This is a genomic window from Faecalibacterium prausnitzii, assembly GCF_003287495.1.
GTDB classification, from domain to species: Bacteria; Bacillota; Clostridia; order Oscillospirales; family Ruminococcaceae; genus Faecalibacterium; species Faecalibacterium prausnitzii_I.
Window position 1 is genome coordinate 302,377 of record NZ_PRLE01000004.1, and the last position, 6,640, is coordinate 309,016.

A 6,640-nucleotide genomic window follows, 5' to 3' on the forward strand; every position below is an offset into this window, starting at 1 on the left:
TTCTCCATCAGACTCCCCTGATCGAGGAGCTCCGCGACATCCCCGCTGTCAGCGGGTTGGAGCGGTGAGAGGTTTTCTTTTCAATTCCGATACAGCTTGCCCTCACAGGCCAGGATCTGGTCAAAGATCATCCGGGAGACCCTTGCACCATACACCATGGCCGGGTGGCCGTCGTACTCGATGATATCATGGAAGTCTTTGTTCATCAGCACGATGACGTATTCGCCGTAGGGGGTATGGATGATGCCGCCGTCGTTGCGGCAGGCGTTCATGCTGCCGCTCTTGCTGGCCACCCAGATCAGCTCCGGCTCGCCGGTCTCCTCGCAGTCCAGGTAGAACTGGGGGAAATCGTGGGTGAGCATGGTGTTGTAGTGCTGCTGGCGGAAGATGGCCAGCATCTCGGCGCTGGCCTCGGCGCTGACGAGGGTGCCCTTGGCCACCTGCGCAAACAGGGAGGCGTAATCCCGGGGCGTGGTGGTGCCCAGCTTCTCATAGCGGTCAAAGTGGAGGGGGTTGTGGAGCACAGTGTGGGCAAAGCCCAGCTCTTTGATGCAGGCGTTGATGGTATCCAGCCCCAGATAATCAATGACCATGTTGGTGGCGATGTTATCCGAGCAAATGATCATCATGGTGGCCGTGTCTTTCACCTTGAGCTTTGCTCCCACGCCCAGAGCCCGCAGCATTCCGGAGCCGTCCACAAAGTGCTCCGGTTGATACTCGATCTCCTCGGTCAGGCTGGCCTTGCCCCGGCTGGCCTGTAAATACAGCACCGCCAGGATATAGGCCTTGATGGTGGAGGCCGTTTCAAACTCCTCGTCGGCTCCCATCTCCACGGTGCGGCCCTGCAGGTCGTCCACAAAGACGCTCATTTTGCCCTGATAGGAGTACAGCTCGGCAGCGATTCGCTTTTCCAGCGTCATATTCTGATCCATTTTGGAATATCCTCTCTTATTTTTACAGATTGTCCTCAAAGAAGCGCTGTGCGTTCCGGTAGAAGACGCGCTCCACCTCGTCCTCGGTGAAGCCCTCGCAGCGGAGCGTCTCGGCCAGCAGGGGCAGCTTGGAGCAGTCGTCCATCTCCAGCTCGCCGCCGATGCCGTCAAAATCGCTGCCCAGACCAAGGATCTCAATGCCGCCCACTTTCTTAAAGTGCGCCGCGTGCTTTGCCATCAGGGCCACGGTGCTGCGGCAGAGAGACTCTTCCGGCTGGTTGTCCAGGAAGCCAGAGCAGTAGTTCAGGCCCACCAGGCCGCCCCGCTCTGCCATGGCCCGGATCATCTCATCGGTCAGGTTGCGGCAGTGGGGTGCCAGAGTGCGGCAGTTGGAATGGCTGGCTGCAAAGGGACGGGTGCTGTGCTCGGCGATGTCCCAGAAGCCCTTATCCGAGAGGTGGCTCACGTCTGCAATGATGTGCAGCCGCTCCATCTCGGCCAGGAACTCGAAGCCCTTTTCTTTCAGGCCGGTCTTCGTATTAGGCTGGCAGGGCCAGATGGTATCCGTGTCGGCTCCCGGCACCACATTGGGGCTGGCCAGCTCGTTTTCGTGGTTCCAGGTCAGGGTCATCATCCGGACGCCCAGCTCATGCATGAGCCGCAGTACGCCCAGGCTGCCCTTGCAGCAGCCGCCCTCTTCAATGGTCAGCATTCCGCTGATCTTGCCCGCCTCCGCATTCTTGCGGAGATCCTCCGGCTGATACACCGGCGCGATAAAATCGCTGTACTTTGCCATGATCCGCTTGAAGATGTCGATCTCCTCCAGCGCCGCCACCAGCGGGTCCTGCCCCGGGCGGGCCAGGTTGACAAAGGCTGCAAAGCACTGCAGCATGTAGTCACCTTTTTGCAGCTTTTTCAGGTCGATCTGTAAATCGTTTTCCGCAAAGCTCTTGGGCTGGCCTGCCTCCTCGGCATACCGCAGCTCACTGAGCGTGTCGCAATGTAAATCAAAGACTTTCATAATATCCGCCTTCCGTTCTCAAAAGATACTTCCCACCGCATTCAGACACTTGACCAGATCTTCCCGGTAGAGCGGGTCCGCCGGGTCCAGACTGTTGAGCACCACGCCGCCGCTGACCGCGGCTCCCGTGGAGTGGATATACCGCCCGCCGCCAAGGTAGAGCGCTACATGCCCCGGGAAGAAGAGGGCGTCGCCCGGCTTCTTTTCCTCAAAAAGCACCTCGTGCATGGGCCAGCCCTCCACGATGCTGGCATCCCGGTAAATGAGGACGCCGCACTGCATGTAGGCGCTGCTGACAAGGCCCGAGCAGTCAATGCCCCGGCCGGATTTGCCGCCCCAGCGGTACTCCGTGCCCATGTATTTCTTGGCCTGCTCACAGACGGCGGCACGGAACACCTCCTCGCTGCCGCCGTACCAACGGTTCAGGGCTTCCTGCACCAGCTCTGCGGCGGGGATGCCTTTCTGCTTTGCCAGCGCCTCGTCAAAAGGCAGACCCTCTTCCTGCGAGAACACGGCGCTCATCTCATACCGCACCGGTTCCAGCGCCACATCCCGGACATAGCCAACGCGGCCATCCACCAGCCGCACCTTGGCCCAGCCCTTGTGGGCCTCGGCCTCCTCGGGCGCTTCCGCCACCCGGCGCAGCAGGCCGCCCCGCTCCAGCTCCATCATCCGGACGCCCTGCACCTTGGGCAGGTTGAGGACATCGGTGGCCCGTCCCGCCAGGGCCATCGGCTCCGCGAGGTAGTCCCGCAGGGGAGCTTCCTCGATAAACTGCAGCTCCCGGGTAAAAACATAGCCGTGGTAGCCGTAAAAGCTGACCACCTCGGCCACATCCGGGGCCAGATGGACTCCGGCCGCCGTCACGCCGCCGGGGGCAGTGCGCACCTGACAGGCCTGCCCGTAAAGCCCCTCATCGCCAATGGTGGAGACCGGCCCCGTTTCGCCCTCCTTGATGGGCTGAGGCAGATCGTAAATGGTGCCTACCGGCACGGAAAACAATGCGTATTTCATGTTTCGCTCCCCTCCAGCAGCTGCAGCAGCTCGTCCGGCCGCATGGACAGGATGGCGCCATCCGCCGTCCCGGTCACGGTATCGGCCAGCGACTGCTTGGCCTGCTGCAATTCCACGATTTTTTCTTCAATGGTATCCTGCGCAATGAGTTTATACACCTGCACCGGGTTCTGCTGCCCGATGCGGTAAGCGCGGTCGGTGGCCTGATTCTGAGCCGCCACGTTCCACCACGGGTCGTAGTGGATAACGATGTCGGCCGCCGTCAGGTTGAGGCCGGTGCCGCCTGCCCGCAGCGAGATGAGGAAGACACTCACCTCGCCGCCGTTGAACCGGCGGACCAGCTCCGCCCGCACGGGCTTGGGCGTGGAGCCCTGTAACGTGAAGTGGCTGATGCCCTCTTCGTCCAGCCGTTTGGCCAGCAGCTCCAGCATGGAGGTAAACTGGCTGAACAGCAGGATACGGTGTCCGCCCTCCACAGCGGAGGCCACCAGCTCGATGCAGGCGTCCAGCTTGGCGCTGCCGCCCTCCCAGCCGTCCACGATGAGGCGGGGGTCACAGCAGATCTCCCGCAGCCGCATGAGGACGGCGAACACCGCCATTTTGTCCTCCGGCTTTGCCGCCTGCAGCTTGTCCCGGGCGTCCACCACCGCTGCCAGATAGAGCTTGCGCTGCTCCTCCTCCAGCTCAATGCGGTGGATGTTCTCGGTCTTGGGGGGCAGCTCTTTCAGCACGTCGGCTTTCATCCGGCGGAGGAGGAACGATCCGGTCAGCTGGTTCAGCCGGCGGGCGGCAGCCTTGTCGTCCTCCTGCACGATGGGCTTTTCAAACCGGGTGCAGAAGCTCTTATAAGGCGGCAGATAGCCCGGCATCAGGAACGAGAAGATGCTCCACAGCTCTCCCAGCCGGTTTTCCACCGGGGTGCCCGTCAGTGCAAACCGCACCCGGCTGTTGATCTGGCAGACAGCCTTGTATTTCTGGGTGGTGTGGTTCTTGATGGCCTGGGCCTCATCCAGGATGCAGGCGTAAAACGCCTGCCCGGCGTACAACTCTTCATCCCGCCGGAGCAGGTCGTAACTGGTCACCACCACATCGGCGCTGCCCCACTGTTTTGCCAGCGCGGCCCGGTGGGCGGCGTCGCCGTCCACGACCAGGCAGTGTAATTCCGGCGTGAACTTCTGGCATTCCTCGGCCCAGTTGAGCACCAGCGACGCCGGGCAGACGATGAGGCTGGGCAGAACGCCCTCGTCTTTCGGTTTGCCGGGCCGTTCCTGCCCGTTTTCTTTCATGGCCAGCAGGTAGCTCAGCACCTGCACCGTCTTGCCCAGGCCCATATCGTCTGCCAGGATGCCGCCCATGCCGTAGCCATCCAGCGTCCGCAGCCAGCGGTAGCCGTCCCGCTGGTATTTTCGCAATACTTTTTGTAAGGATGCAGGCGGAGTATACTCACTGTCTTTCACCGCATGGAAGCTCCGGCTGATCCGCCGGAACGCGTCGTCCCGGTTGAAGCGGATGCCGTTCTGGCCCGAGAGGGCCCAGTCCAGGCTGGGAGCCCGGTACAACGGCAGCTGGGTGTGGCCCTGCCCGAGCTTCGCGCCCGAGAGTTCCAGCGTCTCGTTCAGCTCGTCCAACCCCTCCAGCGAGTCGTCCAGCCGGAGCAGCCGCCCGTCTTTCAGGCGGTGATACCGCTTTTTCTGGTGGAGAGATTTGAGCAAGGCCCGCAGCTCCCCCACCGGGAACTCCCCGGTGTCCACTTCCAGGTCCAGCACGCTCCCATGCACCGACACACCCACCGCAATCTTGGGCGGGGCGGCCTGCAGATTGCGGAATGCATCGCTCAGGTAGACCTCCCCCTCTGTCAGCAGGGCAGGCACGCCCTCTTCCAGAAAGGTGTAGACCATTTCTTCTTCGTCGGTGCTGTACTGGGTGGCATTGCCGTCCTCGCCGGGCTGCAAGTAGGTTCCCAGCAGCCGCGCGGCCCGCTTTTCGGCCCGGGCATCTCGCAGCAGGCCACCCGGGGCCGGGGCAAAGGGTGTCACTTTTTCCTCCCCGTACAAAAACTCGGCGTGGGCCGAGACGGCTCCTATCCGGGGCGCGTCCAGATAAAACTGCACCACCGGTTCCAACGGAATTTGATTCAGCAGCAGCCGCTCCGGATCCTCGATGGTCACGCTCCGGCCCAACTCCGGCAGGACAAAACTGCAAAAATCCGCTGCATCCTGTGTCGTGAAAAACAGGCTGCTGCCGCATAGCGTCTTGAGGGCCGGTAAAACGCGCCCGCTCTGGACACGGTCCAGCTTCCAGAGCGTTTCGTCGCTGAACAGATAATCATGGTCCAGCCCTGCCACAAATCCCAGCGAGGGCGTTACACTGACCTGCACGCCGCCCCGGCGCTTTTCCACCTGCATGGTCAGGGCGGGCAGACCCGTTTTTAAGGCATAACCGCCCACCTGCCCCGTCGGCTCATAGAGATGGACCAGCTCGTCCAGCCCCTCGCCGCTCAGGGCCATGCCGCCTGCCACCGGGCTCCTGGCCGCTGTGGCGTAGCCGCGCAGCTTCTGGAGGTTTTGCTCCAGACTTTCCCGCACGCTCTGCTGGCGGCGCAGCACGGCCAATAGCTGCTGTGCCTCCGGGGCAAAGGCCTCTTTCCGGTGCAGAAAGGTCAGCGCTTTGCCGTAGCTCACCACCCGGCCCTGTTCCACAGCGTTCAGCAAGTCCGGGATGCTCTTGACGAGGTACTGCCGCCCGCCATCCGAAATACGGAGCCGCAACCAGGGCTTCTCCCCGGAGAGCAGGGTCAGTTCCGGTTCCAGCTCGGCAAACTCCCGGCGCTGCCCCTCTTCGGGTGCAGGGAGCGGCAGCTCAGCCAGTGTATTTTCCTGATAGGTCCGCAGCAGCTGACGGGCGGCGGCATCCGTTTCCGGCTCATCGCCCCGCCATTTCTTTCCAAAAAGCATTTCCAGGCTGGAAGCATAGCTGTCTTTCCGGGCAGCACTCTCCTGCGCAAACTCTGTTCCCCGCACCACGCCCGGGATATTGTTCAGCTGGGTTTTCTGCGCAGGCTCCACCGCGGCAGGCTGCGTTTTGCCCTCTTCATCCAGCATCAAAAGGGCACCGATGTGCTTACAGCAGGGGCCCTCGCCGTTTTCGTTATACGGGCAGGTACAGCTGGCGCTCACAAAGCTGCCGTTTTCCCGCAGCCAGGCCTGCGTATGGTAGCGGTTTCGTCCGCCGCCGCGCACAACGGCCGTCAGATGCCGCACGCCGTTTTCGCTGGTCTCACAGTCCAGGTCTTCCACCCGGTCCAGATACGCCTTGGCCCGCGCAAAAATGGTACTGCCCAGCAGATAGCGGATCTCTTCCATGTCCATGCCCGTTTCCTCCCTCTGCAATGCTCTATTGGTTAAGCATACCTCACCCACCGGCCAGATGCAAGGGATTTGAGCGAAAAAATACGCCGCCTCCATTTAAGAAGCAGCGTATCGGGTAAAGTTTTGAACCAATTTTTGTTGGAGTGTGGAAAGTTGGCGTGCTCTTCCCTCAATATTGTTCTATTGCAAAAGCAAAACCCCCGAGGAAGATCCTCGAGGGCTTTTGTTTAAGTCGGCGACTACCTATTTTCACGCGCCGTTTCCAGCGAACTATCTTGGGCACGAGTGAGCTTAACTTCTGTGTT

At 61.5% G+C, this 6,640-nt stretch carries 4 protein-coding genes; all 4 read right to left on the reverse strand.

Translation table 11 applies throughout. The features are described from left to right. Positions 1–80 precede the first annotated feature (80 nt). From C4N22_RS09235 to C4N22_RS09250, 4 genes are read right to left on the reverse strand one after another with little or no spacing between them, the layout of a single operon-like run. Positions 81–932, reverse strand: coding sequence for a serine hydrolase (locus C4N22_RS09235; protein ID WP_112148741.1), 852 nt, complete (start codon positions 930–932; stop codon positions 81–83). Positions 933–954: 22 nt separating this feature from the next. Next, positions 955–1,953 carry a dipeptidase gene (locus C4N22_RS09240; protein WP_112148742.1) on the reverse strand — a complete coding sequence of 333 codons (999 nt, stop codon included), beginning with the start codon at positions 1,951–1,953 and terminating at the stop codon, positions 955–957. 18 nt (positions 1,954–1,971) lie between these two features. Beyond that, complete coding sequence (locus tag C4N22_RS09245; protein ID WP_112148743.1) at positions 1,972–2,967, reverse strand: C40 family peptidase; 996 nt, start codon at positions 2,965–2,967, stop codon at positions 1,972–1,974. Further along, entirely contained in the window at positions 2,964–6,335 is a 3,372-nt protein-coding gene (locus C4N22_RS09250; protein ID WP_112148744.1) for a DEAD/DEAH box helicase, read from the reverse strand. The genes C4N22_RS09245 and C4N22_RS09250 overlap by 4 nt, the downstream gene beginning before the upstream one ends. Between the last annotated feature and the right edge of the window lie 305 nt (positions 6,336–6,640).

Coding starts and splice junctions, on each gene's coding strand:
- C4N22_RS09235 (WP_112148741.1), bottom strand. CDS start 932: ATGGATCAGAATATGACGCTGGAAAAGCGAATCGCTGCCGAGCTGTAC.
- C4N22_RS09240 (WP_112148742.1), bottom strand. CDS start 1,953: ATGAAAGTCTTTGATTTACATTGCGACACGCTCAGTGAGCTGCGGTAT.
- C4N22_RS09245 (WP_112148743.1), bottom strand. CDS start 2,967: ATGAAATACGCATTGTTTTCCGTGCCGGTAGGCACCATTTACGATCTG.
- C4N22_RS09250 (WP_112148744.1), bottom strand. CDS start 6,335: ATGGACATGGAAGAGATCCGCTATCTGCTGGGCAGTACCATTTTTGCG.